22 protein-coding genes are annotated in these 25,835 nt (G+C 66.9%); 17 read left to right on the top strand and 5 right to left on the bottom strand.

Annotation, left to right across the window (positions count from 1 at the left end; translation table 11 throughout):
* Window positions 1–40: 40 nt before the first annotated feature.
* The 3 genes from leuB to H2052_RS13220 all read left to right on the top strand — a co-directional run bounded on the left by leuB (window position 41) and on the right by H2052_RS13220 (window position 2,904).
* The gene (gene leuB, locus H2052_RS13230) at window positions 41–1,096 is read left to right on the top strand and encodes a 3-isopropylmalate dehydrogenase (protein WP_293782433.1); all 1,056 of its coding nucleotides are present in this window, start codon (window positions 41–43) and stop codon (window positions 1,094–1,096) included.
* A gap of 7 nt (window positions 1,097–1,103) precedes the next feature.
* A complete protein-coding gene (locus H2052_RS13225) occupies window positions 1,104–1,811 on the top strand; it encodes a DUF502 domain-containing protein (protein WP_293782431.1) in 708 nt (235 codons plus the stop codon).
* A 67-nt stretch (window positions 1,812–1,878) separates the two neighbouring features.
* Window positions 1,879–2,904, top strand: coding sequence for an aspartate-semialdehyde dehydrogenase (locus H2052_RS13220; RefSeq protein WP_293782527.1), 1,026 nt, complete (start codon window positions 1,879–1,881; stop codon window positions 2,902–2,904).
* A 4-nt stretch (window positions 2,905–2,908) separates the two neighbouring features.
* On the opposite strand, the gene H2052_RS13215 is transcribed toward H2052_RS13220, so the two are convergent.
* From H2052_RS13215 to H2052_RS13205, 3 genes are read right to left on the bottom strand one after another with little or no spacing between them, the layout of a single operon-like run.
* Window positions 2,909–4,447, bottom strand: coding sequence for a DHA2 family efflux MFS transporter permease subunit (locus H2052_RS13215; RefSeq protein ID WP_293782429.1), 1,539 nt, complete (start codon window positions 4,445–4,447; stop codon window positions 2,909–2,911).
* Window positions 4,437–5,480: an HlyD family secretion protein gene (locus H2052_RS13210; protein ID WP_293782427.1), complete on the bottom strand. Its 1,044-nt coding sequence runs from the start codon at window positions 5,478–5,480 to the stop codon at window positions 4,437–4,439. The genes H2052_RS13215 and H2052_RS13210 overlap by 11 nt, the downstream gene beginning before the upstream one ends.
* Window positions 5,473–5,916 (bottom strand): MarR family transcriptional regulator, encoded by a 444-nt coding sequence (locus H2052_RS13205; protein WP_293782425.1) that lies wholly within the window; start codon window positions 5,914–5,916, stop codon window positions 5,473–5,475. Before H2052_RS13205 ends, H2052_RS13210 begins: the two co-directional genes overlap by 8 nt.
* A 79-nt stretch (window positions 5,917–5,995) precedes the next feature.
* Here H2052_RS13205 and H2052_RS13200 point away from each other — a divergent pair, with 79 nt between their 5' ends.
* From H2052_RS13200 to H2052_RS13185, 4 genes are read left to right on the top strand one after another with little or no spacing between them, the layout of a single operon-like run.
* Window positions 5,996–6,646, top strand: coding sequence for a DsbA family protein (locus H2052_RS13200; protein WP_293782423.1), 651 nt, complete (start codon window positions 5,996–5,998; stop codon window positions 6,644–6,646).
* Entirely contained in the window at window positions 6,643–7,086 is a 444-nt protein-coding gene (locus H2052_RS13195; RefSeq protein ID WP_293782421.1) for a GFA family protein, read from the top strand. The genes H2052_RS13200 and H2052_RS13195 overlap by 4 nt, the downstream gene beginning before the upstream one ends.
* Entirely contained in the window at window positions 7,064–7,828 is a 765-nt protein-coding gene (locus H2052_RS13190; RefSeq protein ID WP_293782419.1) for an alpha/beta fold hydrolase, read from the top strand. The genes H2052_RS13195 and H2052_RS13190 overlap by 23 nt, the downstream gene beginning before the upstream one ends.
* Before the next feature lie 57 nt (window positions 7,829–7,885).
* Window positions 7,886–9,685 carry a M2 family metallopeptidase gene (locus H2052_RS13185; protein WP_293782417.1) on the top strand — a complete coding sequence of 600 codons (1,800 nt, stop codon included), beginning with the start codon at window positions 7,886–7,888 and terminating at the stop codon, window positions 9,683–9,685.
* Here H2052_RS13185 and H2052_RS13180 read toward each other — a convergent pair whose 3' ends face one another.
* Window positions 9,686–11,125, bottom strand: a complete 1,440-nt coding sequence (locus H2052_RS13180; protein ID WP_293782415.1) for an AMP nucleosidase — start codon at window positions 11,123–11,125, stop codon at window positions 9,686–9,688.
* Window positions 11,126–11,131: 6 nt separating this feature from the next.
* Complete coding sequence (locus H2052_RS13175; RefSeq protein WP_293782413.1) at window positions 11,132–11,617, bottom strand: peroxiredoxin; 486 nt, start codon at window positions 11,615–11,617, stop codon at window positions 11,132–11,134.
* 107 nt (window positions 11,618–11,724) lie between these two features.
* On the opposite strand from H2052_RS13175, the gene H2052_RS13170 reads away from it, so the two are divergent.
* The 10 genes from H2052_RS13170 to trxA all read left to right on the top strand — a co-directional run bounded on the left by H2052_RS13170 (window position 11,725) and on the right by trxA (window position 25,832).
* Window positions 11,725–12,285: a YqgE/AlgH family protein gene (locus H2052_RS13170; RefSeq protein ID WP_293782411.1), complete on the top strand. Its 561-nt coding sequence runs from the start codon at window positions 11,725–11,727 to the stop codon at window positions 12,283–12,285.
* Between the two features lie 140 nt (window positions 12,286–12,425).
* Window positions 12,426–12,872 (top strand): hypothetical protein, encoded by a 447-nt coding sequence (locus H2052_RS13165; RefSeq protein WP_293782409.1) that lies wholly within the window; start codon window positions 12,426–12,428, stop codon window positions 12,870–12,872.
* Between the two features lie 252 nt (window positions 12,873–13,124).
* Window positions 13,125–14,513 (top strand): adenosylhomocysteinase, encoded by a 1,389-nt coding sequence (gene ahcY / locus H2052_RS13160; protein ID WP_293782407.1) that lies wholly within the window; start codon window positions 13,125–13,127, stop codon window positions 14,511–14,513.
* A 51-nt stretch (window positions 14,514–14,564) separates the two neighbouring features.
* Entirely contained in the window at window positions 14,565–17,000 is a 2,436-nt protein-coding gene (locus tag H2052_RS13155) for a PAS domain-containing sensor histidine kinase (protein ID WP_293782405.1), read from the top strand.
* Window positions 17,000–17,437 carry a tRNA (adenosine(37)-N6)-threonylcarbamoyltransferase complex ATPase subunit type 1 TsaE gene (tsaE, locus tag H2052_RS13150; RefSeq protein WP_293782525.1) on the top strand — a complete coding sequence of 146 codons (438 nt, stop codon included), beginning with the start codon at window positions 17,000–17,002 and terminating at the stop codon, window positions 17,435–17,437. The genes H2052_RS13155 and tsaE overlap by 1 nt, the downstream gene beginning before the upstream one ends.
* Entirely contained in the window at window positions 17,425–18,441 is a 1,017-nt protein-coding gene (locus H2052_RS13145) for a phosphotransferase (RefSeq protein ID WP_293782403.1), read from the top strand. Before tsaE ends, H2052_RS13145 begins: the two co-directional genes overlap by 13 nt.
* Complete coding sequence (locus H2052_RS13140) at window positions 18,438–19,199, top strand: nucleotidyltransferase family protein (protein ID WP_293782401.1); 762 nt, start codon at window positions 18,438–18,440, stop codon at window positions 19,197–19,199. The genes H2052_RS13145 and H2052_RS13140 overlap by 4 nt, the downstream gene beginning before the upstream one ends.
* The gene (gene addB, locus H2052_RS13135) at window positions 19,192–22,089 is read left to right on the top strand and encodes a double-strand break repair protein AddB (protein WP_293782399.1); all 2,898 of its coding nucleotides are present in this window, start codon (window positions 19,192–19,194) and stop codon (window positions 22,087–22,089) included. Before H2052_RS13140 ends, addB begins: the two co-directional genes overlap by 8 nt.
* Entirely contained in the window at window positions 22,086–25,397 is a 3,312-nt protein-coding gene (gene addA, locus H2052_RS13130) for a double-strand break repair helicase AddA (RefSeq protein ID WP_293782397.1), read from the top strand. The genes addB and addA overlap by 4 nt, the downstream gene beginning before the upstream one ends.
* 111 nt (window positions 25,398–25,508) lie before the next feature.
* The gene (gene trxA / locus H2052_RS13125; RefSeq protein WP_121047226.1) at window positions 25,509–25,832 is read left to right on the top strand and encodes a thioredoxin; all 324 of its coding nucleotides are present in this window, start codon (window positions 25,509–25,511) and stop codon (window positions 25,830–25,832) included.
* Window positions 25,833–25,835: the final 3 nt, after the last annotated feature.

Genomic DNA, 25,835 nt, shown 5'->3' with positions numbered 1-25,835 from the left:
TTTCTCTTCCAACACAGCTTCGTATCCGAAAGGCTTCGCCATGACGAAATCACTGCTCCTGCTTCCCGGCGACGGTATCGGCCCGGAGGTGATCGGGGAGGTGAAGCGGCTGATCGCGGCGCTTGCGCTCGACATTGCGACGGAGGAGGCGCTGTTCGGCGGTGCGGCCATCGACGCCACTGGCGTTCCGATCACCGACGAGACGGTGGCGCGTGCGCTCGGTTCCGATGCGGTGCTGATGGGCGCGGTCGGTGGGCCGAAGTGGGCGGGGCAGAGCTTTGACAAGCGGCCCGAAGCGGGGCTTCTCCGCCTCCGCTCCCAAATGGGCGTTTTCGCCAATCTCCGCCCGGCGCGCTGCTTCGCGGCGCTCGCCGACTCGTCCAGCCTGAAGCGCGAGTTCGTCGAGGGGCTCGATATCCTGTTCGTGCGCGAACTCGTCGGCGGCGTGTATTTCGGCACGCCGCGCGGCATCGAGGACATCGGCGGCGGCGAACGGCGCGGCGTCAACACGCAGGTCTATACCTCGTCCGAGATCCGCCGCGTGGCGCGGACCGCATTCGAACTTGCGCGCGGCCGCTCCAACCGCGTCTGCTCGGCGGAAAAGTCGAACGTGATGGAATCGGGCCTGCTCTGGAAGGAGGAGGTGATCGCGCTGCACAAGGCGGAATACGCTGATGTGGAACTCAGCCACATGCTTGCCGACAACATGGCGATGCAGCTCGTGAAGAATCCCAAGCAGTTCGACGTGATTGTCACCGACAATCTGTTCGGCGACATTCTCTCCGATGAGGCGGCGATGCTCACCGGTTCGCTCGGTATGCTCCCCTCGGCGGCGATCGGCGAAGCGGGAAAGCCCGGCCTTTACGAACCGATCCACGGCTCCGCGCCCGACATCGCGGGGCAGGGCCTTGCGAACCCCTGCGCCGCGATCCTCAGCTTCGCGATGGCGCTGCGCTTCAGCCTCGGCGATAGCGCTGCGGCGGACCGGGTCGAGGCGGCGGTGGACGCGGCGCTGACCGGCGGCGCGCGCACGCGCGACATTGGCGGCACGCTCTCGACGCAGGGGATGGGCGCGGCGATCATCGCGGCGCTATAAGGAGGACATGATACCCGCCGAACCGCCCCCCGAACCGCCGCTTCCGACCTGGCGCGCGGCGTTCGACAGGGTTCTCGCGCAGTTTCTCACCGGCCTTCTGTTCCTGTTGCCCTTCATCCTGACGCTGATGATCCTCGACTGGCTGGTGCGGCAGGTGGCGGGGTTGTTCGGCGCGGACACGTTGCTCGGCTCGGCGCTCACCAGCGGCGGTGCGTTCATCTTCGGTGACGGCGCCGTGGGCTTCTGGCTTCTGCTGATCTTTGTCGTGGTCGGCATCTGGGCCGTCGGTTTCGCATTTCAGGACCGCGCGCGGCGCAGCATCGAGCGCCGCCTCGATGCGATCATCGGCCGGATTCCCGTACTGCGCGACGTCTATCGCCCTGTCTCGAAACTCGTCCGCATGCTCGGCACCAAGAACGAGAACGATCTTGCCGCCATGCGCGTCGTGGCCTGCCGATTCGGGGAACGCGGCGCGGACGTACTGGCGCTGCTGGCCTCGCCCGATGTGATGATCGTGGGCGGTGAAGAGCGCATGCTTGTCTATTTGCCCTCGGCGCCGCTGCCGATGACTGGCGGACTGGTGCTTGTGCCCCCGACCTCGCTGGTCGAGGTGACCGGCGTGACTGTCGATGAACTGCTGAAATGCTATATTTCGCTCGGGATGCTCGCCCCCGAGGCGCTGCGCGAGAAGTCCGCGTTGTTGCCCGGAAAATAGCAAACGTCTTGCAAGGCCTGGCGCAGGGGCGCAGAAGGCCGCTTCATTTTCAAGCAGGATACGCATGATGGGCTACAAGGTTGCCGTTGTGGGCGCGACCGGAAACGTCGGCCGCGAGATGCTGAACATTCTCGCTGAGCGCGAGTTTCCGATCGACGAGATCGCCGCGCTCGCCAGTTCGCGCTCCACGGGCGACATGATCCCCTTCGGGGAGGATGGCCGGGAGCTCAAGGTCCGCAACGTCGAGCATTTCGACTTTGCAGGCTGGGACATCGCGCTCTTCGCCGCCGGTTCGGGGCCCACGAAGATTTATGCGCCGAAGGCCGCCGCCGCCGGCTGCGTCGTCATCGACAACAGCTCGCTCTACCGCATGGAGCCGGACGTGCCGCTGATCGTGCCGGAGGTGAACCCGGACGCGATCGACGGCTATACGAAGCGCAACATCATCGCGAACCCGAACTGCTCGACCGCGCAGATGGTCGTCGCGCTGAAGCCGCTGCATGACGCTGCGACGATCAAGCGCGTTGTCGTCTCGACCTATCAGTCGGTGTCGGGCGCGGGCAAGGAAGGCATGGATGAGCTTTTCGAGCAGACGCGCGCCATCTTCGTGGGCGATCCCAAGGAAACGCGGAAGTTCACCAAGCAGATCGCCTTCAACGTCATCCCGCACATCGACGTCTTCCTTGAGGATGGTTCCACGAAGGAAGAGTGGAAGATGGTCGCCGAGACGCACAAGATCCTCGATCCCGATATCGGCGTGACGGCGACGTGCGTGCGCGTGCCGGTGTTCGTCGGCCATTCGGAAGCCATCAACATCGAGTTCGAGAATCCGATTTCGGTGGCTGAAGCGCATGAGATTCTGCGCGCTGCGCCGGGCATCATGCTCATCGATAAGCGCGAGGACGGCGGCTACATCACGCCGATCGAATGCGTCGGAGAATACGCGACCTTTGTGAGCCGCGTCCGCAAGGACTCGACCGTCGCCCACGGCCTCAGCCTCTGGTGCGTCAGCGACAACCTCCGCAAGGGCGCGGCGCTGAATGCCGTGCAGATCGCGGAGCTGCTCGGCCGCCGGCACCTCAGGAAGGCGTGAGGAATTAGCGACCCGTGCCCGTTATGGGGGCTGGCTGCTTCAGCAACAGCACAAGCGGGATCGACAGGATCGTTACGATCATCAGCAGATAGAAATCGTTGATGTAACCGATCATCGTCGCCTGCCGGGTGATCTCCGCATCGATCATCGAGAACACGCTCGATCCAACGCCCCCGGCACCCTCCACAAGGTGCGGGTTGAGCGGGGCAAGCGACGTCTCGGTGATGTTGCCGACCAGAAGCTCGTGGCTCGTCTGCACGGAGCGCGCGAGCTGCGCCGTGACGATCGAGATGCCGACGGAGGAGCCGAGGTTGCGCATCAGGTAGAGCAGGCTTGCCGCGTCGGTGCGATAGCGCGGCGGCAGCGTCGCGAATGCGGCGAGGTTTATCGAGGAAAAGATGAAGCCGAGGCCGAGGCCTTGCAGCACGCCGCTCCAGACCACGGGATGCCAGCCCATGTCGAGCGACCAGTGCGTCATCCACCAGAGCGAGGCGGCGGCGAGGGCCATACCGCCGCCGATCATCACACGCGCATCGACCCGCCCCGCGAGCTGGCCGGCGATCGCCATGCTGATGAGGACGCCGATCCCGCGCGGGGCCAGCATGAGTCCGGTATCGAACACCGGGTAGCCGTAGATCGCCTGCAGCATCGGCGGCAGCAGCGCCATCGTCGCCATCAAGATGACGCCGATATTGATCATGAAGACGAGGCCGATGAGGAAATTCCGGTTGGTCAGCATCTCGCGCTCGAACATCGGCCGCCGTCCGGTTGCCATGTGGACGAGGAACAGCCAGATGCCGACGATCGCAACGCCGAGCGTGGTGCGGATTTCCCAGGATTGCAGCCAGTCCTCCTGCTGTCCGCGGTCGAGCATCAATTGCAGGGCGGCGAGGCCGATCGCCAGCATCGAGAAGCCGAACAGATCGAACGCGCGCCGCCGCACCGGGCGCGAGGGCAGCAGCGCGATCAGGATCGCGAGTGTCGCGATGCCGATCGGCACGTTGATGTAGAAGATCCAGCGCCAGTTGTAGTTGTCGGTGAGCCAGCCTCCGAGGATCGGCCCCATGATAGGGCCGACCATGATGCCCATGCCCCATAATGCCATCGCCTTGGCGTGCTGTTCGCGCGGCGTGATGTCGAGCATCACGGTCTGAGACAGCGGTCCGACGAACGCCGCGGATGCGCCCTGCAACACGCGGAACAGCACCATCTCGGGAAGATTGACGGCGATGCCGCAGAGCATCGAGGTGATGATGAATCCTGCAACCGAGACGATGAAAAGCCTGCGTGATCCGAATCGGTCGGAGAGCCAGCCGGTGAGCGGCATCGCGATGGCGGTGGCGAGAATGTAGCTCGTCAGCACCCACGACACGCTGTCGAAGGTGGCGCCGAGCGAGGCTTGCATGTGCGGGAGCGCGACGTTGGCGATCGTCGAATCGAGCACCTGCATGACCATCGCCATCATGATGCCGACGATGAGCAGCGGTCTGTTGCTGACCTCGACGACCGGCTGGCCGTGCGCGCCTGCGGCGCTAGCGGACATCGACGCTGGCTTCGGCGCTGAGGCCGGCAATCAGCGGGCGGTCGCTTTTCGAATCGATCGCGATGCGCACCGGCACGCGCTGCGTCACCTTCACCCAGTTGCCGTTGGCGTTCTGCGCCGGAAGCAGCGCGAATTCGCTGCCCGTACCCGCGCCGATGCTTTCGATGTGCCCGGAGAGATCTTCGCCATAGGCGTCGATCTTGACTGTGGCCTTCTGGCCGGGGCGCATCTTGCGGAGCTGGGTTTCCTTGAAGTTTGCTTCGATCCAGGAATGGCCGTCGGCAACGAGGCTGAGCGTCGGAAGCCCGGCCGGAAGCATCGCGCCGACCTGCAACCGCTCGGTCTGGCTGATGATGCCGCTTGCGGGTGCGCGGATTTCCGTGCGCGAGAGGTTGAGCATCGCCTCCTCGCGTGCGGCGAGCGCGGCTTCGACCGCGGCGGGGCGGCTGGAGGCCGCAGCGCCGCTGCCGAGCGCGACGCGGGCCTTGCGCGCTTCAGATGTCGCCGTGTTCATCTGCTCGCGTGCCTTGGCGAGCGCGAGTTGCGCTGCCTGATAGCGCGCGCGGGTGGTGAAGCCGCGGTCCAGCAGTTCGGCCTGCCTGTCGAACTCGGCCTTGGCGAACGCGATCTCGTCGCGCGCGGCCGCGATATCGACGTCCGCGACCGTCACCTCGGCGCCGAGTTCGTCGACCTCGACGCGCGCCTTGGCGAGGGCGGCTTCGGCCTGCCTCAATGCGATGCGATAGGGCTCGGGATCAATGCGGAACAGCAGCTGGCCTTCCTGCACGCGCATGTTCTCGCGCACCGCCACCTCGACGACGCGGCCGCTGACCTCCGGCGCGATTGAAACCTTGTCCTGCTGCACATAGGCGTTGTCGGTCGATTCATGCGCCTGCCCGGCAATGTAGAGCCACGCGCCGCCCGCGATCAGCAGCAGCGGTACGGAAAGCATCAGCAGCGGGCGCAGCCACGTTGGGAAACGACGGCGCGACATTGCCGTATCGTCGTTCACTTCAAATCCAAGGTCAGCCATTGACGACGTCCTGCTCTGTCTGGCGCAGCAGGTTGGCGCGCACACGTTCGAGATAGTTCGCGAAAGCCTCGCGTTCGATTGGGGTAAAGCCTTCCAGCATGTCTGCGATCATGCGGTCGGAGACCGGCCCCAGTTCTTCCATCAGCGCGCGCGAACGCGGAGTCAGGAAAAGGCGCCAGGCGCGTCGGTCGGCGGGATCGGCCTGCCGCTCGACGAGGCCTGCCTCCTGGAGACGATCGACCATGCGCCCGACGGTGATCGCTTCGACCTCCAGCCTGTCCGCGAGTTCGCCCTGATTGATGCCCTCGCCGCGCTTGAGCACGATGAGGACGCGCCATTGCGGACGGGTGACGCCGATGGCGCGCGCCCGCGCATCGAATTCGCGCCGTAGCAGGCGTGCGCTATCCGCGAGAAGAAAGCCGAGTGATTCGCTCATAAGCGTGGATATAATAACCATGCTTACTATGTGCAATGACAGGATGGCGCACGGCGAAGTGTGGTGTAATTTGTCGCACATGCCGACACTTTCCGCCGACGTCTTCTGGTCGTTCCGCTCGCCCTATTCGTACCTCGCGGCCCGCCGTTACCGCGCGCTGACGCAGGAATACGACCTCAGCATCACGCTGCGCCCGGTTTATCCGCTCGCGATCCGTCAGCCGGATTTCTTCGAGACGAACCACCCCAACTGGCTCGGTTACACGATGCGCGATTTCGTGCGCGTGGCGCAGTATCTGGGGATTCCGGTGGCGCCGCCGCGGCCGGACCCGATCGTCCAGAACATGTTCACGCGCGAGATCGCCGCCGATCAGCCCTACATCTTCCGCCTGACGCGACTCGGCCAGGCTGCGGCGCGGCGCGGGGCCGGGCTCGCATTCGCGGACGAAGCGTCTCGACTCATCTGGGGCGGTACGGAAAACTGGCACGAAGGCGATCATCTCGCGGGGGCAGCAGCGCGCGCAGGCCTCGATTTTGACGAGATCGAGGCCGAGGCTGCGGCCGATGCCGGAACGCTCGACGCCGAGATCGCCGCGAACCAGCAGGCCCTCGAAAAGGCCGGGCACTGGGGCGTGCCGACGCTGGTGTTCGACGGGGAACCGTTCTTCGGTCAGGATCGTATCGACATTGCCGTCTGGCGCATGAAGCAGGCGGGACTGGAGGCGCGATGACGAAGGCGACGGGCGGCTGCCGGTGCGGCCGTATCCGCTACGAAGCGGAGATCGAAAACTACGAAGCCTATCTCTGCCATTGCCGCTATTGCCAGCGCGCGACGGGCGGCGTCTCGATCGCGTTCAAGAACCTTCCCAAGGCGGGCGTGCGCTGGAATCGGGAGCCGGACTGGTACGCCTCCTCGCCGATCGCGAAGCGGCCGTTCTGCTCGGCCTGCGGCACGCCGCTCGGCTTCGCGTTCCCCGACAGCGACCACATGGACCTCACCGTCGGCACGTTCGACGACCCCGCGCCGTTTTTCCCCACTTCCAATTTCGGCATCGAGAGCCGCCACGATGCATGGAGTGACACGTCCGCTCTTCCCGGCCAGCGCTGCGATGAGTACGAGGCGCTGAACAGACGGTGGAAGGAAGCGGGTGTCTCTCCAGACGCGGGATAGAGATTTCGAATCGTTCGATGGCGTGCGCATGGCGTGGACGGAGGCAGGCTCCGAAGACGGGCGCCCGCTCGTTCTGCTCCACGGCCTGTTTTCGAACGCCAACGTCAACTGGCTGAAGTTCGGCACGGCGGCCCGCATCGCCGACGCGGGGCTGCGCGTCATCATGCCGGATTTCCGTGGCCATGGGAAAAGCGCCGCCCCGACCGATGCCGCCGCTTATCCAGCCGATGTGCTGGCTGACGACGTGCTCGCGCTCATCGATCACCTCGGCCTCACCGACTATGACCTCGGCGGCTATTCGCTCGGCGGCCGGCAGACGCTGCGCGCGGTGGTCCGCGGGGCGACGCCCCGCCGCATCGCGGTGGTGGGCATGGGGCTCGGCGCGGTCGTGAACGTCGCGCCCAGCACCAACTGGTTCATCGACACGATCCGGAATGCCGATGACCATGCGCGCGGCAGCGAGGCCTATTTCGCGGTCCAGTTCATGCGGACCAACAAGGTGGACCCGGAGGCCGCGATCCATCTGCTGAATGCGCAGGTCGACTCGGCGCTTGCCGACGTGAAGGCGATCACGCTGCCCGCGCTCGTTCTTTGCGGCGCGGAGGATCACTACAATGCCGAGGCGCACGCGCTGTCTGAAGCGCTACCGAATGCGACGTGGCGTGAAATTCCCGGCACGCACATGTCGAGCGTCACGCGCCCGGAACTCGGTTCGTCGCTGGCGGACTTCTTCGCAGCTTGACGCTCTGCCGCGCGGTTCTACCCTGAAGCCATAACGGTTCAGGGGAGATATCCGACCATGAAAAGCCTGACTTCCGCGCTCGCGCTCGCCGCGATGCTGCTCGCGACCGGCGCGGCACCAGCGCCCACGTCTGCCGATGCCGATGCGTTCGTGGCAAAGGCGGAGAAGGATCTGGAAGAGCTCGGCATCTTCGCCGCGCGCGCCGCATGGGTCAACGCGACCTATATTACGGACGATACCGACATCCTTGCCGCGCGCACCGGTGCGGCCTTCACCGAGGCCGGCGTGCGCTATGCCTCCGAAGCGGCGAAATATGCGTCGCTGCTGGGGCTCTCTTACGACACGAAGCGCAAGCTCGATATGCTGCGGCAGGGCCTCGTCGCCCCGGCGCCGAACACACCGGGCGCGGCGGACAAGCTCTCCACGCTGCTCACCGGGCTGCAATCGACCTACGGGAAGGGCAAGGGCACGTACAAGGGCGAGGTGAAGAGCGGCAACGATCTCGAAGCGCTCATGGGCACCGAGCGCGATCCGGAATTGCTGAAGGAGATGTGGGTCTCGTGGCACAAGGTCGGCGCGGCGATGCGCAGCGACTACACGCAGTTCGTCAGTATCTCGAACGCGGGTTCGAAGGAACTCGGCTACGCCGACACCGGGGCGCAGTGGCGAGCGGGCTACGACATGGACCCGGACGCGTTCGCGAAGCTCACCGACGACACGTGGAAGCAGGTGAAACCGCTCTACGACCAGCTCCACTGCTACACGCGTTCCAAGCTCAATGAGAAATACGGCGATGCCGTGCAGCCGAAGACCGGTCCGATCCGCGCCGACCTTCTCGGCAACATGTGGGCGCAGGAGTGGGGCAACATCTACGATGTCGTCGCACCGAAAGGCGCGGGCGATGTCGGCTACGATCTCACCGAGCTACTCGTTTCGAAAGACTACACGCCCGAGACGATCGTGAAGACCGGGGAGGGATTCTTCTCGTCGCTCGGCTTCGCGCCGCTGCCCCAGACCTTCTGGCAGCGCTCGATGATCACAGCGCCCCGCGACCGCGAAGTCGTGTGCCATGCAAGCGCGTGGGACATCGACAACAAGGACGACATTCGCATCAAGATGTGCACCAAAGTAAACGGCGACGATTTCGTCACCGTCCATCACGAGCTTGGGCACAACTACTACCAGCGCGCCTACAACCAGCAGCCATACCTCTACATGAACAGCGCCAACGACGGCTTCCACGAAGCCGTCGGCGATTTCATCGCGCTGTCGGTGACGCCTGACTATCTCGTCAAAATCGGGCTGCTTGATCCGAAGGCAGTGCCGAGCGCGGACAAGGACATCGGGCTGCTTTTGAAGCAGGCGATGGACAAGGTGGCGTTCCTGCCCTTCGGGCTTCTTATCGACAAGTGGCGCTGGGGCGTGTTCTCCGGGAAGATCACGCCCAATACCTACAACACGGCGTGGAACGACCTTCGCCTCCAGTATCAGGGCATCGTGCCGCCGGTGCCGCGCAGCGAGGCTGATTTCGATCCGGGTGCGAAATACCACATCCCCGGCAACACGCCCTACACGCGCTATTTCCTCGCGCGGCTGCTGCAGTTCCAGTTCCATCAGGCGGCGTGCAGGGAGGCAGGCTGGAAGGGGCCGCTGCACCGCTGCTCGATCTACGGCGACAAGAAGGTCGGTGAGAAACTGAACGCGATGCTGGAGATGGGCGCCTCGAAGCCGTGGCCGGATGCGCTGCAGGCGTTCACGGGCTCGCGGCAGATGGATGGCAAGGCGATGATCGCCTATTTCCAGCCGCTGATGACGTGGCTTGAAAAGCAGAACAAGGGCAAGACCTGCGGGTGGTAATTACCTGAACGCCGGTTCGTCGAAGGCGCGGAGCTTGCGGCTGTGGAGGCGTGAGCCGGCGGTCCGGAGCAGGTCGCAGGTGGCGATGCCGATACGGATGTGTTCGCGGATGGCGCGCTCGTAGAAGCGGTTCGCCTGGCCCGGCAGCTTGAGCTCGCCGTGCAGCGGCTTGTCCGAAACGCAGAGCAGCGTGCCATAGGGGACACGGAAGCGGTAGCCTTGCGCCGCGATCGTCGCCGATTCCATGTCGATCGCGACGGCGCGCGACTGCGAGAAGCGTAGCGCCGAGAGCGAGTAGCGCAGCTCCCAGTTGCGGTCGTCGGTGGTGACGACGGTGCCGGTGCGCAGGCGCCGTTTCAGCGCATCGGCGCTCTCGCCGGTCACATCGAGCGCGGCCTGCTGGAGCGCCTGCTGCACTTCAGCGATGGCGGGGATGGGGATTTCGGGCGGCAGCACGTCGTCGAGCACGTGGTCGTCGCGCAGATAGGCGTGTGCGAGCACGTAGTCGCCGATCGTCTGGGTGGGGCGAAGCCCGCCGCAGTGGCCGATCATCAGCCACGCCTCGGGGCGCAGCACGGCGAGATGGTCGGTAATCGTCTTGGCGTTCGAGGGGCCGACGCCGATGTTGACGAGGCTGATGCCGGTGCCGTCCTCGCTCATCAGGTGCCAGGCGGGCATTTGGTGGCGGCGCCATGCTGCGTCCGACGCCATGCGCTCCGGGTCGGCGTCGCCCGCGGTCATCACCACGCCGCCTGCGCCCGAAAGCGCCATGTAGCGGCCGCCGAGCGTCAGCTGCTCGCACGCCCAGCGCACGAACTCGTCGACGTAGCGGTGGTAGTTGGTGAACAGCACATAGCGCTGCACGTGCTCGGGCGGCGTCCCCGTGTAGTGGCGAAGCCGTGCGAGGCTGAAATCGGTGCGCAGCGCATCGAACAGCGCGAGCGGCCGCGCCGGGCTGAGCGCGGGGTTCCACAGGCCGTCCGCCACTTCGTCGCCGATATGGGCAAGCTCGGTTGCCGGGAACCAGCGCGCGAGTTCCTCTGCGCGCACCTCGCCGAGGTCGAGCCCGCCCGTGTCGAGCACGTAGGGGAAGGGAATTTCCTGTTGGCCCGGCGCGGCCTCGAACGTCACGCCGTAATCACGCGTGAGCAGGTTGATCTGCTCGGCAAGATAGTCGCGGAACAGTGCTGGGCGCGTGATGCTGGTGGCGTATGTGCCCGGCGCGGTGAGCCGTCCCCACGCGTGGGAGGCGGGCCGCGCGGCGCGTTCGCCGCTGTAGCGCAGCCGAAGTTCGGGGTAGGCGAAGGCGCCGGCCTTGCGCGCCGCCGCGTCGGGGCGCGTGCCGTCCGCGATATAGGCTTGCAGGGCCGTCCGCAGCCGTTCGCGGGACGCCTCATAGAGGCGATCGAGTTCCGCGACGACGGCTGCGGCGTCCTGCATGTCGGTTTAGGCGAGCTGGCTCAGCAGGTGCTCGGCGCTCGACACACGGAAGGCGCCCGGCTCCTCGATGTTGAGTTCGCTGACGACGCCGTCCTTCACGAGCACGGAGAAGCGCTGACCGCGCTTGCCCATGCCGAACTTGGAGGCGTCCATGGTGAGGCCGAGCGCTTCTGAAAAGCTGCCGTTGCCGTCGGCGAGCATCGTCACCTTGCCGTCGGCGCCAGCGCCCTTGCCCCATGCGCCCATCACGAACGCGTCGTTCACGGCCAGGCAGGCGATCTCGTCGACGCCCTTCGCCTTCAGTTCGTCGGCATGATCGATGAAGCCGGGGAGGTGCTTGGCCGAGCAGGTCGGCGTGAACGCGCCGGGAACCGAGAAGAGAGCGACGGTGCGCCCCGAGAAGAACTCGTCGGTGTGGACGGGCGCGGGGCCGCTTTCCGTCATCGTCATTAGCGTTGCGCTCGGGATCTTGTCGCCTACCGAAATCGTCATGGGTCGTGCTCCTTGGACGGGGAATCTGGACGCGCTTGGTAACCGGTCCCCCGCTGATCGCCAAGCGTCCGTTGGCATAAGGCTGCAGGATTGCCTATAGTTCCGCCATGGACGTCGCGCCCTATCTTTCGGGACAGCTGCTGCTGTCGATGCCCGGCATGGCCGATCCGCGATTCGAGCGCGTGGCGATCGCCATGTGCGTTCATGATGCCGAATCGGCGCTCGGGCTCATCATCAACAAAGTCCGCGACGACATCGATGTGCGCAGCCTGCTTGAACAGCTCGATGTCGATCCGGGCATCGCGCCCGCCGTGCCGGTGTTCGCGGGCGGCCCGGTGGAGCCGGGCCGGGGCTTCGTGCTGCACAGTCCCGAATACGAAGGCCAGTCGACGCTCTCGGTGGGCGGCCGCTGGGCGCTCACCGCAACGCTCGACATTCTGCGCGACATCGCTGCCGGCAAGGGGCCGAAGCGCTGGCTGATCGCGCTTGGCTACGCGGGCTGGGGGCCGGGCCAACTCGACGAGGAGATGACACGTCACGGCTGGTTTTCCGTGCCGGGGAACAGCGAACTTCTGTTCGACGCTCCGATCGACAGCCGCTGGACCTCCGCTTTCGCGGGCGCCGGCATCGATGTCGGTTTGCTCAGCGCCAGTGCGGGGCACGCATAGCATTCGCGCTTAATTGTTAGGCAACCGTTCCGTTTAAGCCCTGATTTACGCGCGAGTCGCACTCTTCCGTCTGCCGCCGGGAGACGAGGGTCCCTCCCGGCGCGTCAGCTGGGGGTCATATCATGAGGAAAGTCTCGAAAATGCTCATCAGCAGCGCCGCCGCGCTGCTGTCCCTGTCGCTTGCCACGCCGGCGGCCGCGCAGAACTGCTGGAACGGCGCAGCGGTGAAGGCTGCCAAGGTGCGCGACCTGCAGACACTGCTGATGGTCGGGGCGCTTCAATGCCGCTCCACCCAGTACGATGTGCTCGGTCACTACAACCGCTTCGTGAGGACGCACCGCACCACGATTTCTGCGCACAATGACGTGCTGAAAACGCACTTCGTCCGCGCCGGCAAGGCGCGCGACTACGACCGCTTTACCACCGCGATGGCGAATGGCCATTCGGCCGGCGCCGCCAATCCGGAATTCTGCAAGGAAACCGCCGCGCTCGCCGAGCAGGTCGCGAGTCTCGGCCGCGCCGAGGTCGAGGCGATCGCAGACCGGATGTTCGTTTCGCCAAAGGGCGTCGGTCGCACCTGCTCCTGATCGCGTTTCAGTTTCGTCGCGTCGCTTATCGTTTTCCCAGTCCCTCCGGCCCGTCGCCGCTGTTTTCCTCCCCTTTTGCGGCGGCGGCGGGCGGTTTCTCGCGGCTGCGCAGGCTCATGCTTGCGCGGCCGCCTTTCTTTGTGGACATAAAGAGTTCTTTATATTCACTCTTGCCTTGAGACGAGCCCTCTCGTAATCCCCCCTCTGATATCCGCGCGGCCGCCCGCGCGCACAGAGACAGGAATAAAGATCATGGCGCAGGATTATATCGTCCGGGACATCACGCTCGCCGATTGGGGCCGCAAGGAACTTGCCATCGCGGAAACCGAAATGCCGGGCCTGATGTCGCTGCGCGCCGAATATGGCGCCGCGAAGCCCCTGAAAGGCGCGCGCATCACCGGCTCGCTGCACATGACGATCCAGACCGCGGCGCTGATCGAGACGCTGACCGCGCTCGGCGCCGAGGTGCGCTGGGCCTCGTGCAACATCTATTCGACGCAGGACCACGCCGCCGCCGCCATCGCCGCGCAGGGCATCCCCGTGTTCGCGGTGAAGGGCGAGACGCTCGCCGAATACTGGGACTATATCGACCTCACCTTCCAGTGGCCGGGCGAGCCCGCCAACATGATCCTCGACGACGGCGGCGACGCCACAATGTTCATCCTCTGGGGTGCGCGGCTTGAGGTGGGCGAGAACCTGCCCGCGCCCACCAACGAGGAGGAAGAGGAATTTCAGCGCGTCGTGAAGGCGCGAGCCGCCGCCTCGCCGGGCTTCTTCACGAAGACTTTGAAGAGCATTCGCGGGGTTTCGGAAGAAACGACCACGGGCGTCCATCGCCTTTACGAGCTGGCGAAGGCGGGCAAGCTGCCGTTCCCGGCGATCAACGTGAACGACAGCGTCACCAAGTCGAAGTTCGACAACAAGTACGGCTGCAAGGAAAGCCTCGTCGACGGCATCCGCCGCGGTACCGACGTGATGATGGCGGGCAAGGTTGCGGTCGTTGCCGGTTACGGCGATGTCGGCAAGGGCTCGGCCGCCTCGCTGCGCGGCGCGGGCGCGCGCGTCATGATCACGGAGATCGACCCGATCTGCGCACTGCAGGCGGCGATGGATGGGTTTCAGGTCGTCACCATGGAAACGGCGGCGCCGATCGCCGACATCTTCGTCACCGCGACCGGCAACAAGGATGTCATCACGCTCGATCACATGCGCGCGATGAAGGATATGGCGATCGTCGGCAACATCGGCCACTTCGACAACGAGATTCAGGTCGGCGCGCTCAAGAACCTCAAATGGACCGAGGTGAAGCCGCAGGTCGACATGATCGAATTCCCCGACGGCAAGCGTATCCTGCTGCTTTCGCAGGGGCGCCTGCTAAACCTCGGCAACGCCACCGGCCACCCGAGCTTCGTGATGTCGGCGAGCTTTTCGAACCAGGTGCTCGCGCAGATCGAGCTGTTCACGCGCGGCGGTGAATACAAGAACGACGTCTACGTTCTGCCGAAGCATCTCGACGAGAAGGTGGCGGCGCTGCACCTCGAAAAGCTCGGTGTCGAGCTGACCACGCTCTCGGGCGAACAGGCCTCTTATCTCGGCATCGATGCCGCCGGCCCCTTCAAGACCGACCAATACCGCTACTGACGCGTTCAACAGGGATTCAAACCGGCGGCGACTGCGTCTAAGGTCGCCGCCGTGATCCTTCGTCTCACTTCTCTTGCTGCGCTTCTGATGCTGCTTGCGGCACCGGCATCGGCTGCTGTGTCGCTGATGCAGCGCGGCTGGCCGGTGACGGCGACCGCGATTATCGGCGCGGCGTGGCTGGCGTTCGCCGTATGGGCGGTGATCCGCTCGGCGCGTGCGCGTGTGCAGGCGGAAACGGCGAAGGAATGGGGCCTGCGGTTACGCGGCCTGCTCACCACCACGCCCGGCGCCTATCTCGTCGTCGGCGAAGACGGCGCGGCATCATGTTCGGACACGCTCCGCTCGTGGCTGGGTCTCGATCGCAAGGTGGCGCGGTTCGACGATTTGCTCGGCAGCGGCGAAAGCGGCCTTTCCGCGGATGATTATGCGGCGCTGGGTGCTGCAATCCAGGCGCTCGCCATTTCCGGCGCGCCGTTCCGCATTTCCGTGTCCGGTGCCGGCGACCGGGTGCTGACTGCGGAGGGTAAGACCGCCCCACCGCAACTCGCAGGCGATCGTGGGACGGTCGTGTGGTTTTCGGATTCGAGCGGCGTGTATCGCAGGACGGAGGCGTTGGAGGCGGACCGCGACGGGCTGCGCGCCACGCTCGGCGCTTCAACGGCGGTCATCGACGCGGCGCCGATTCCGATCTGGCGGCGCGGTGCCGATCAGCGCCTCGTTCAGGTGAACCGCGCCTATGCCGACGCGGTGGAGGCTGAAAGCCCCGCCGCCGCCGTGCGTCTCGGCATCGAGCTTGTCTCCAATCCGCTCTCGGCGACGCCGCAATCGGCGGCGCGCATGGCGCTTGCGACCGGCATGCCGCAGGTGCGCGAGGAACCGGCGATCATCGGCGGCGAGCGCCGCATGATGCGGATCATCGACAAGCCGCTCGAAAACGGTGAGGTCGCGGGCTACGCCATCGACATCAGCGAACGCGACGAGGCGGTCGGCGAACTCGAACGCTTCGTTGCCGCGCAGACGGCGACCTTCGATCGCCTCTCTGCCGGCGTCGCCCGCTTCGGCGCGGACCGGGCGCTCGTGTTCTGGAACACCGCGTTCGCGGCGCTCTTCCGCCTCGATGCTGCGTTCCTCGACGAAGGCCCCGAGTTCGACCGGCTGTTCGAGCGGATGCAGGAACAGCATCGCCTGCCCGAGCAGCGCGATTTCCCGAGCTGGCGCCGCGCGCGCCGCGCGTGGTTCACCAGTCAGATGGACAATGCCGAGGAGACGTGGGTTCTCCCCGACACGACCGTGCTCCGCGTTATCGCGCAGCCGAGCCCCGACGGCGGACTCCTCTTGATCTTCGAGGACCGCTCCGAACAGCTTCGGCTCGCCAGTTCGCGCGATACGCTGCTGCGCGTGCAGGAAGCGACGCTCAACAACCTGCACGAGGCCGTTGCCGTGTTCGCAGCCGACGGCCGCGTGCAGCTCTACAACAGCGTGTTCGCTGATCTCTGGAACATCGACGAAGCGCACCTCGCCACGAAGCCGCATGTCGACGAGCTTGCCGATCCCACCGCGCTGCCGCGCGAGGAGCATGCCTATCTTGGGCTGCTGCGCGATCTCATCCAGGCGTCCACGGTGGGCCGTCAGGCCAAGTCCGGGCGTGTCGATTTCACCGCCGCGCGCGTTCTCCAATACGCGGCGGTGCCGCTGCCGGACGGCAACGCGCTCATCACTTTCCTCGACATCACCGATTCGACGCGCATCGAGAACGCGCTGCGTGAACGGAACGAGGCGCTGGAGGCAGCGGACCGGCAGAAATCGGCGTTCGTCGAGAACATGTCCTACGAGCTGCGCACGCCGCTCACCGCGATCAGCGGCTTCGCCGAAATGCTCGCGCAAGGTTATGTCGGCGACCTGACCCCGAAGCAGGAAGACTATATCCGCTCGATCCTGATCTCGTCGGACCGGCTGCAGCTTCTTATCAACGACATTCTCGACCTTGCCGTCACCGAAGCGGGCGCGCTCGCGCTCGACATTCGCGCGGTCGCGGTCGGCGAGCTTGTCGAAAGCGTGGCGACCATGACGCGCAGTTTCGCCGAGGATCGCGGCCTTGCGTTCGAGACGAACGTTCCGGCGGACGTCGGCGTCATTGACGGCGATCCGGTGCGCCTGAAGCAGGCGTTGTTCAATCTCGTAAACAACGCGATCCGCTTCACGCCCTCCGGCGGGCGCGCCGCCATCTATGTCGAAAGCCTGCCGGACAGCATCGTGATCCGTGTCAGTGACAATGGCATCGGCATCCCGGACGACGAGCAGGAGCTGGTGTTCGATCGCTTCCGCAAGGGCTCGAACGCCACGGCGAGCCAGGGCGTCGGTCTCGGCCTGTCACTGGTGCGCGATGTGATCGATCTGCACGGCGGCCGGGTCATTCTCGATTCGCACCTCGGCGAGGGCACGACGGTCAGCCTCCACATTCCGCGCCGTCATGGGGACCGTGCGTGATCGCGCTTGCGGACGAAGCAGCGACGGACAGGTTCGGACGCCGCCTTGCCGCGCGGCTCGTGCCCGGCGACGTCGTGCTGCTGTCGGGCGATCTCGGCGCGGGGAAAACGGCGCTCGCACGCGGGATTCTTGCCGGCCTCGGCCATGTCGGCGAAGTGCCGAGCCCGACCTTCACGCTGGTGCAGAGCTATGAAGTGCCGGGGGTACGCCTCCCCGTGTGGCACGTCGATCTCTACCGGCTCGAAGACCCGGACGAGGTGGAAGAACTCGGCCTCGACGAAATTCTGGCGGACGGCGCGCTGGTCATTGAATGGCCCGAGCGCGCGGGCGCACGCTGGCCGGAAGCGCTGCACCTGACGCTCACCGATAGCGGTGAAGGCAGCCGCCGCTTGACAGCGCGCGTGCCGCCCGCTTGGGAAGCGCGATGGCCGACCTGAACATGCCCGAAGGGGCACGCGCTTTCCTGAACGCGAACGGATGGGGTGGCGCCGAGATTGCGCCGCTCGCCGGGGACGCGTCGTTTCGCCGCTATTTCCGCGTGCGCGATGGCGACCGCCGTGCCGTGCTGATGGATGCGCCGCCGCCCAACGAGAACTGCGCGGCGTTTGTTGCGATCGACACGTACCTCGCGGCGCGGGGTATCAGCGTGCCGCAGGTGTTCGCTTCGGCGCCCGCGCAGGGCCTCGCGCTTCTCGAAGACCTTGGCGATTCGATGTTCGTGCGCGCCATCGAAGCCGGCGCCGACGAGGCGGCGCTTTACCGCGCGGCGACGGACGTGCTCGCGCATCTCCATGCCGAGCCTATGGCGGAGCGTGTGGGGGAGCATCTGGTCGGCCCCTATGCCGAGGAACGCATGGCGCGTGAGGTCGCGCTGGTGCTCGACTGGCATTGGCCGGGTCTGAAGGGCGGCGCGGCGGATGATGGCTTGCGCGTTGCCTATGCCGCAGCGTGGGCCGAGGTATGGCCGCTCGCCCGCGCGCACGATGACCGGCTCGTGCAGCTCGATTACCATTCCCCGAACCTGATGTGGCTGCCGGAGCGCGACGGCCTTGCCCGTGTCGGCGTGCTCGATTTTCAGGACGCGATGCGCGGCCCCGCAGCCTACGATCTGGTGTCGCTGATCCAGGACCCGCGCCGCGACGTTCCGCCCGCACTGGAGCCGGAACTCATCGCGCGCTATCTCGCCGTGCGGCCGGAATTCGATCGCGACGCTTTCGCGGCGAGCTACGCGGTGCTCGGTGCGCAGCGCGCAGCGCGCATCCTCGGTGTGTTCGTGCGGCTGTGGCGGCGCGACGGCAAACCCGGCTATCTGAAGCACATCCCGCGCGTCTGGTCGCTGCTCGACCGGAATCTCGCGCATCCCGCGCTCGCGCCCGTCGCGTGCTGGTTCGATGCGAACCTTCCCGCCTCCATGCGCCGCGACTTCATGGGTGACGCATGAAGACGCACCGCGCGCCGATGGCGCTCCGTCCCAATCCCGAAGGCCCACTGCCACCCGCCGCGATGGTGCTCGCCGCCGGGCTCGGCAAACGGATGCGTCCGCTCACCGCGACGCGCCCGAAGCCGCTCGTGCGTGTGCACGGCAAGACGCTGCTCGATCACGCACTCGATAACCTGCGCGCCTCGGACGTACGCCGCGTCGTCGTCAATGTTCACTATCTCGCCGGGCAGGTGGAGGCGCACCTTGCGCGCAATGCCGCCGATCTCGACATCGCGGTTTCCGACGAGCGCGACGCGCTGCTCGAAACCGGCGGCGGTGTCGCGAAGGCGCTGCCGCTGATCGGTGCCGATCCGTTCTTCGTCGTGAACAGCGACAACATGTGGGTGGACGGGCCGATCGATACGCTGCGGCAGATGGCGCGGCGCTGGGATCCCGACATCATGGATGCGCTGCTGCTCGTCGTGCCGCTTGCCCGCGCGCACGGCTATGAAGGGCGGGGCGATTTCCACATGACGGGCGAAGGCCTGCTCGCGCGCAGGCGCGGCGCGCGCGTGGCGCCGTTCGTGTTTTCCGGCGTGCAGTTGCTGAAGGCGTCGCTGTTCGACGACGTGCCGGAAGGCGCCTTCTCGATCAATCTCATCTACGACCGGCTGATCGAAAGCGGTCGTCTCTACGGCATCGCGCACACCGGCCAGTGGTTCCATGTCGGCACGCCGGGCGCGGTGAAGGAGACGGAGGCGCTGCTCGGCAATGGCTGAGCGGAAAGCCGTCTTCACGATCCCGGCGCACCGCGCCTTCGCCGACGCGCTTGCGGCAGGGATGCTCGGCCGCATCGGCAAGGACGATCTTCCCCGCGCGCTCCTCCTCCTCCCCAATCGCCGTGCCGTGCGCGCGGTGACGGAGGCGTTCGTGCGCGCCTCGGGCGGTGCGCTGCTGCTGCCCCGGATGCTGCCGATCGGTGATGTCGGCGAGAACGAGGCACTCGGGCTTTTCGACGAGGCGATGGCACTGGAGGCCGAGGTGCAGCCCGCGATCGCGGCGTTTGAACGCCGGATGCTGCTGATGCCGCTCGTCCACCGCTGGCAGCAGCTGAGCGGCCGCGCGCGGAGCAGTGTCGAAACACTGCGCCTTGCCGACGCGCTCTCGCGCACGCTCGACCAGCTTCAGCTCGAAGGCATCGACCCCGCGCGGCTCCATGAGACGATGGCGGAGCTTGGCGCGCACTGGGAGGTGACGCTGAAGTTCGTCGAGGTGGTGGTGAACGCATGGCCGCCACAGCTTGCGGCGCGCGGGCTCATGGACCGCGTCGCGCGGCGCCAGCTGTTGCTTGCCGCCATCGCCCGCCGTTGGCGCAAGGTGCCGCCCGCGCGGCCCATCGTGGCGGCGGGCATGGCGAGCGCGGACCCCGCGGTGGCGGAGGTGCTCGCGGTGGTCGCAGGCCTGCCGCGCGGTGCGGTGGTTCTGCCGGGCCTCGACCTTCACACTGCCGACTGGGACCAAATCAGTGGCTTCCCCGCACATCCGCAGTGCGGCCTGTGGCACCTTCTCGACCGGATGGGCGTCGCGCGCGAAGAGGTCGGCGTGTGGGAGGGAGCGAGCGCGCTCGACGGCCCCGAAGCGCGCGCCGAGGCGATCGCCGCGGCGCTGTCGCTCGCGGGCAGTACCGCACACTGGCCGCCTGCGGGTCCGCTCCCCGGCCTCCGCTTCGTAGAGGCGGCGAACCCGGCCGAGGAGGCGGGCGTGGTTGCGCTCGCGATGCGGCGCCAGCTCGATACGCCGGGGGCCACGGCCGCGCTTGTCACCCCCGATCGCGGCCTTGCCCGCCGCGTCGCCGCGCAGCTTCGGCGCTGGGAAATCGAGGTCGACGATTCGGCTGGCACGCCGCTCGCCCGCGCGCCTGCGGGGACGCTGCTGCTCGCCGCACTTGAGGCGGGCGCGCAGCGGTTCGCACCGGGTGCATTGCTCGCGCTGCTCAAGCACCCGCTGGCGGGGCCGGGCGAGGGCAGGGCGCGCCTCAACTGGCTAGATGAGGTGCGCCGTCTCGATCTCGGCCTTCGCGGCGTGCGCCCGGCCGCGGGTCTCAAGGGCGTTGCCGCGCGCCTCAAGGCTCCGCCCCAGGGCGCGCTCTCCGATAGCGAACGTGCGCAGCTCGCCGCGTGGTGGAAGGCACTCCGCCCGCGCCTCGATGCGTTCGAAGCGTTGATGGCAAAGCCGCGCGCGCTCGGCGAACTGGCGGACGGCCTGCGTGCGTTTGCGGAAGACGTCTCCGAAGGCCGCGTCTGGGAAGGGGCTGCCGGACGCGCTGCGGCCGAGACGATCACAGAGATGGTGCAGCACGGTGATATAGGCCTGCTGATTCCGCCCGCCGACCTTCCTGCGCTGTTCGGTGCGATGCTCGGCGACGTCGCCGTGCGCCCCGCCTTCGGCAAGCATCCGCGCCTTACCATCTACGGCCTTCTCGAAGCGCGATTGCAGCGCGCCGACCTGATGATTCTCGGCGGGCTCAATGAAGGTGTCTGGCCGGGCGGCGATCCGTTCGACCCCTGGATTCCGCCGGCGATTCGCCGCCGCCTCGGCCTTCCCGAAACCGAGCGCGCGATCGGCCTTGCCGCGCATGATTTCGTGCTCGCGGCAGCGGCGCCGAACGTGCTGCTCACGCGCGCGCGCCGCGATGCCTCCGCGCCCACGGTCGCCTCGCGCTTTTGGCTGCGGCTGCTCGCCTTCGCGGGGGAGCATGCTCAGAAGGAAACCGAACTCCCCGTGCTCGCCGCCGCGCTCGATGCACGCGAGAGTGTGCCGCCTGCCGAGCGCCCGCGCCCCGCGCCGCCCGCTGCCGACCGCCCCAAACAGATCAGCGTCACGCAGGTCGATCGTCTGCTGATCGACCCCTACAGCTTCTACGCCGACAAGATGCTCCGCCTGCGTCCGCTCGATCCGCTCGATGCTGATCTCTCGGCGGCAGAGCGCGGCACCATTGTCCACGCCGTCATCGAAACGCTGGTCGAAGCGGGCACGCTCCACGATCCCGCCGCACGCGAAGCCGCGATCGACAAGGCCATCGCGGCGCACGCCGATCAACCGCTCGTCGCCGCGCTCTGGCGACCCCGTATCGTGCGGATGCTCGATTGGGTGGCGGAGCTGATGGCGGCGCGCGCGTCAGCAGGCTGGGGCACAGTCCGCTCGGAGGTAGAGGGCTGCCTCGACATCTCCGGCGTCACGCTGAAGGGCAAGGCGGATATCGTGCAGGCCGGGCCTGGCGGCCTGCTGATTGCGGACTTCAAGACCGGGGCCGTTCCAAGGCAGGCGCGCCTTTCGGATGGCCTTGCCTCGCAACTCGGCCTGCTTGCATGGCTCGCCGAAGAGGGTGCGCTGGATGGTCCGGCGTCGGGCGTCGTCGAGGTCGCCTACTGGAAGCTCTCGGGCGGCAAGGAGGCGGGCAAGGAGACAACGAGCGCGCGCCACTACAAGGACGCCTGGGCGGATCTTCCCGCCTTCATCGAAACCTGCCGCGCCGCGTTCCGCGAGGCCGTCAGCGAATATCTCGCGGGTAGCCGCCCGTTCGAGGCGAAGGTGAAGCCGGAATACGCTGTTCACTTGCAGGATTACGATCACCTCGCGCGGCTCGCCGAATGGTGGGGGCGCAAATGAGCATCCGGCCGCTCCTTCCCGAACAGAAACGCGCTGCCGACCCAGACCTCAGCGCGTGGGTTTCCGCCTCGGCGGGGACGGGGAAGACGCAGGTGCTGACCGCGCGCGTGCTGCGGCTGCTGCTTGCGGGTGCGCGGCCGGACGGGCTGCTCGCGCTCACCTTCACGAAGGCGGCGGCGGCGGAGATGCAGACGCGCATCTTTGAAACCCTGTCGCGCTGGGTGCGCGCGGACGATGAAACACTCGTCGCCGAACTCGCCGCGATCGGCGCCCCAACCGACGAAGGCACCTGCCGCCGCGCCCGTGCGCTCTTTGCGGAAGCCTTGGAGACGCGCGGCGGCCTGAAGGTGCAGACGCTGCACAGCTTCGCGAGCGCGCTGCTCGCGGCGTTCCCGCTCGAGGCGGGGATCGCCCCCGGCTACGAAACGCTCGACGACCGGAGCGCGCTTCGCATCCATTCCGAAACGCTCGCACAGCGGATCGGCAGCGGCGACGCTGCGCTGCTCGCCGACCTCGCAATCCTGTCCGTGCAGGGCGGCGAGGCGCGCGTGCAGGAGGTGATCGCGAAGCTGCTCGCTGAACGCGGCGTGTTCGAGGACGTCTACAACAAGGCCGTCGACTGGCGCGGTCTTGTTCGCCGCGGGCTTGGCCTTCCCGGTAGCGGCAGCCGCGACGAGGTGCTCGCTGCCGCGCTTGCCGACGATGCGTTCGATTGGGAAACCGTGCGCGAATATGCGGCGGCGATGGCGGCATGGGGTACGAAGACCGGCCTCGACGCCGCCGATGCGCTGGCGCGCGTACTCGGTGCGGCGCCTGAGCTACGGCACGATTTCCTTGATGCACTTGTCGGCGCCGGCTTTCGAAAGGACGGCGAGCGCCGGGCATCGCCCAAGGGTTTTGGCGAGCTCCATGAGCGTTTCTGCATCGTCGTCGGTGTCGTTCGCGATCTCGCCGCCGGGCTCGACCTCGCCGAAACGGCCGCGCTGCACCTGCGCGTCGGCCATGCGCTCGCCGCAGCTTACGAGACGCGCAAGGAGGCCGCGGGCGCGCTCGATTACGCCGATCTCATCGTCAAGGCTGCGCGGCTGCTCTCCACGCTCGCCGCGCCCTTCGTGCTCTACAAGCTCGACCAGCGCATAGATCACATCCTCGTGGACGAGGGGCAGGATACGAACGCCGCGCAGTGGGCGATCGTCGAGGCGATCGCCGACGAGTTCTTCGCAGGGCACGGCACGCGCGACGAGGCGGAGACGGGCGCGCGCACGCAGTTCGCGGTCGGCGACTACAAGCAGGCGATCTTCGGTTTTCAGGGCACCGACCCCCGCGCGTTCGAAACGGCGCGCGCGTCGGCACAGCGCCGTGCCCGGAGCGCGGACAAGCCGTTCGAGACGATCGACCTCGCGCTCAGCTTTCGCTCCGCGCCCGCCGTGCTCGATGTCGTCGACACGGTGGTGGAGACGGTCGGCCCCGCCGCGTTCGGGATCGAAGGGGAAATCCCGCGCCACGCCGCGCACCGTGCGGGCGCGGCCGGGGAGGTGGTGCTGTGGACGCCGGTGACGGGTGCGCTCGAAGAGGAAGACGACGCGGAGGACAGCGTTCCCGAAGATGCGGAGCGCACGCTCGCGGCAAACATCGCGCGGCACGTTTCCGGCTGGCTGGAGCGTGGCGAGCTTCTGGCCTCGAAGGGGCGCCCGATCGCGGCGGGCGACATCATGCTGCTCGTGCGTTCGCGCGGCAGCCTTGTGCCCGCGCTCGTCTCGGCGCTGATGACGGCGCGTGTGCCCGTTGCGGGTGCAGACCGGCTGCGTCTCACACAGCCGCTCGCCGTGCAGGATCTGCTCGCGCTCGTCCGCTTCGCGCTGCAGCCGGGCGACGACTTGTCGCTTGCCGCGTTGCTCGTCTCGCCCTTCCTCGGCTGGACGCAGGACGATCTCTACGCCCTTGCCTTCAAACGCCGCGGCACGCTCTGGCGCACGCTGCGCGATCGCACCGACGACAAGGCCCGCGCAGCAGAAGACTGGCTCGGCAAGGTCCTCGCCCGCGCCGACTACATGGCGCCCTACGAGTTTCTAGAATACGTACTTTCCGGCGAACCCCAGGGCCGCCTGCGCCTTATCGCGCGGCTCGGTGAGGAAGCGCGCGATCCGATCGAGGAGCTGCTCAACCAAGCGCTCGCTTACGAGGGTGCGAACACGCCCTCGCTGCAGGGGTTCCTATCCTGGATCGAGGCGGACGACGTGGAGGTGAAGCGCGACGCGGAGGCCGCGCACGATGCCGTGCGCATCATGACCGTGCACGGCTCGAAGGGGTTGCAGGCGCCCATCGTCATCCTCGCCGATGCGGCCTCCGCCGTGCCCAAAGGCGCGAAGCCGCCGCTCTCGCTCGATCTCCCCGGCCTCGGTCCCGCGCCGCTGTTCTTCGGTTCGGCGAAGGCGCTCGTCGGACCCGCGCGCGCCGCGCACGAGGCAGCGACCCGCGCCGAGGGCGAAGAGCACATGCGCCTGCTCTACGTCGCGCTCACGCGCGCGGAAGACCGGCTTTATGTCGGCGGCGCGCTCGGCAAGCGGCCCTCGAAGGCGAAGAGCTGGCACGGCCATGTTGCCGATGCGCTCGCGGCATTGGACGCAGAGACTCGCGATGATCCCGTCTGGGGCAAGGTGCTGCGCCATGCGAGCGGCACGCCCGCGGCCGCCGCTGCACCCGTGAAACCCGCTCAGCCTGTCGCGCCTGCCATTCCCGCATGGGCGCTCACGCAGCCGCCCGAGGAAGAACGCCCGCCGCGCCCGCTCGCGCCTTCCGCGCCGCAGGACGACGATCCCGTCGAACCGCCGCCCGGCCCGGCACTGCGCGCCGCCGCGCGGCGCGGGCAGGTGCTGCACCAGCTGTTCGAGCGGATCGGCGGTGTTTCGCCCGCGAACCGCGATGCGGCGATGCGCGCGTGGCTCCAGCGCAATGCGCCCGATCTCGATGCGGACGCGATCACGCGCGAAATCGCAGGTGCGCTTGCCGATCCCGCGCTGGCGCCGTGGTTTGTGGAGGGTGCCTATGCCGAGGCGCCGCTTTCGGCAGTCGTCGAGGATGTTGTCATCACCGGCACGATCGACCGGCTGATCGTGGGCGAAGATGTCGTGCGCGCACTCGATTTCAAGACCGGACGCAATCCGCCTTCCGATCTTGCGGGTGTGCCGGCCCCGCACCTGCGCCAGATGCGCGCCTATCGCGATGCGCTTGCCCGCATCTTCCCCGGGCGCCGCATCGAAACCGCGCTGTTCTACACGGCGGCGCTGCGCATGATCCGCGTCGATTGATCTGAAAGCGCGGCTTTCAGACGCGGGAGAAAGGCTTGACAGATTTCAGCTTGAAGCGTGCGCGGCTACGCACCAGATTGCGCGCTACGCATTGTTGTTCGGAGACTTGTCATGGGTTCCACCGCCATCACCCCGGAAAATTTCGAGGCCGAGGTCGCAAACGCCGGAAAGCCGGTTCTCGTTGATTTCTGGGCGCCGTGGTGCGGCCCGTGCCGGCAGATCGCGCCGGCGCTCGAGGAGCTTTCGGAGGAACTCGGCGACCAGGTGACGATCGCCAAGCTCAACACCGACGATCATCCCGAGCTTGCCTCGCAGTTCGGCATTCGCGGCATCCCGACGATGATCCTGTTCAAGGATGGCAAGCCCGCCGCCACCAAGGTGGGTGCGCAGCCGAAATCGATGATCAAGGACTGGCTCGTCGGCGAGCTCGCCTGAACG

The sequence above is a fragment of the Sphingosinicella sp. genome (assembly GCF_013911755.1).
Taxonomy (GTDB): Bacteria; Pseudomonadota; Alphaproteobacteria; order Sphingomonadales; family Sphingomonadaceae; genus Sphingosinicella.
The sequence above is the reverse complement of the archived record's forward strand: the minus strand, read 5'-3'. Positions and strand labels throughout refer to the sequence as shown.

What these genes read in the sequence shown, in the direction of transcription:
- leuB (WP_293782433.1), top strand. Translation starts at nt 41, where the DNA reads ATGACGAAATCACTGCTCCTGCTTCCCGGCGACGGTATCGGCCCGGAG.
- H2052_RS13225 (WP_293782431.1), top strand. Translation starts at nt 1,104, where the DNA reads ATGATACCCGCCGAACCGCCCCCCGAACCGCCGCTTCCGACCTGGCGC.
- H2052_RS13220 (WP_293782527.1), top strand. Translation starts at nt 1,879, where the DNA reads ATGGGCTACAAGGTTGCCGTTGTGGGCGCGACCGGAAACGTCGGCCGC.
- H2052_RS13215 (WP_293782429.1), bottom strand. Translation starts at nt 4,447, where the DNA reads ATGTCCGCTAGCGCCGCAGGCGCGCACGGCCAGCCGGTCGTCGAGGTC.
- H2052_RS13210 (WP_293782427.1), bottom strand. Translation starts at nt 5,480, where the DNA reads ATGGCTGACCTTGGATTTGAAGTGAACGACGATACGGCAATGTCGCGC.
- H2052_RS13205 (WP_293782425.1), bottom strand. Translation starts at nt 5,916, where the DNA reads ATGAGCGAATCACTCGGCTTTCTTCTCGCGGATAGCGCACGCCTGCTA.
- H2052_RS13200 (WP_293782423.1), top strand. Translation starts at nt 5,996, where the DNA reads ATGCCGACACTTTCCGCCGACGTCTTCTGGTCGTTCCGCTCGCCCTAT.
- H2052_RS13195 (WP_293782421.1), top strand. Translation starts at nt 6,643, where the DNA reads ATGACGAAGGCGACGGGCGGCTGCCGGTGCGGCCGTATCCGCTACGAA.
- H2052_RS13185 (WP_293782417.1), top strand. Translation starts at nt 7,886, where the DNA reads ATGAAAAGCCTGACTTCCGCGCTCGCGCTCGCCGCGATGCTGCTCGCG.
- H2052_RS13180 (WP_293782415.1), bottom strand. Translation starts at nt 11,125, where the DNA reads ATGCAGGACGCCGCAGCCGTCGTCGCGGAACTCGATCGCCTCTATGAG.
- H2052_RS13175 (WP_293782413.1), bottom strand. Translation starts at nt 11,617, where the DNA reads ATGACGATTTCGGTAGGCGACAAGATCCCGAGCGCAACGCTAATGACG.
- H2052_RS13170 (WP_293782411.1), top strand. Translation starts at nt 11,725, where the DNA reads ATGGACGTCGCGCCCTATCTTTCGGGACAGCTGCTGCTGTCGATGCCC.
- H2052_RS13165 (WP_293782409.1), top strand. Translation starts at nt 12,426, where the DNA reads ATGCTCATCAGCAGCGCCGCCGCGCTGCTGTCCCTGTCGCTTGCCACG.
- ahcY (WP_293782407.1), top strand. Translation starts at nt 13,125, where the DNA reads ATGGCGCAGGATTATATCGTCCGGGACATCACGCTCGCCGATTGGGGC.
- H2052_RS13145 (WP_293782403.1), top strand. Translation starts at nt 17,425, where the DNA reads ATGGCCGACCTGAACATGCCCGAAGGGGCACGCGCTTTCCTGAACGCG.
- H2052_RS13140 (WP_293782401.1), top strand. Translation starts at nt 18,438, where the DNA reads ATGAAGACGCACCGCGCGCCGATGGCGCTCCGTCCCAATCCCGAAGGC.
- addB (WP_293782399.1), top strand. Translation starts at nt 19,192, where the DNA reads ATGGCTGAGCGGAAAGCCGTCTTCACGATCCCGGCGCACCGCGCCTTC.
- addA (WP_293782397.1), top strand. Translation starts at nt 22,086, where the DNA reads ATGAGCATCCGGCCGCTCCTTCCCGAACAGAAACGCGCTGCCGACCCA.
- trxA (WP_121047226.1), top strand. Translation starts at nt 25,509, where the DNA reads ATGGGTTCCACCGCCATCACCCCGGAAAATTTCGAGGCCGAGGTCGCA.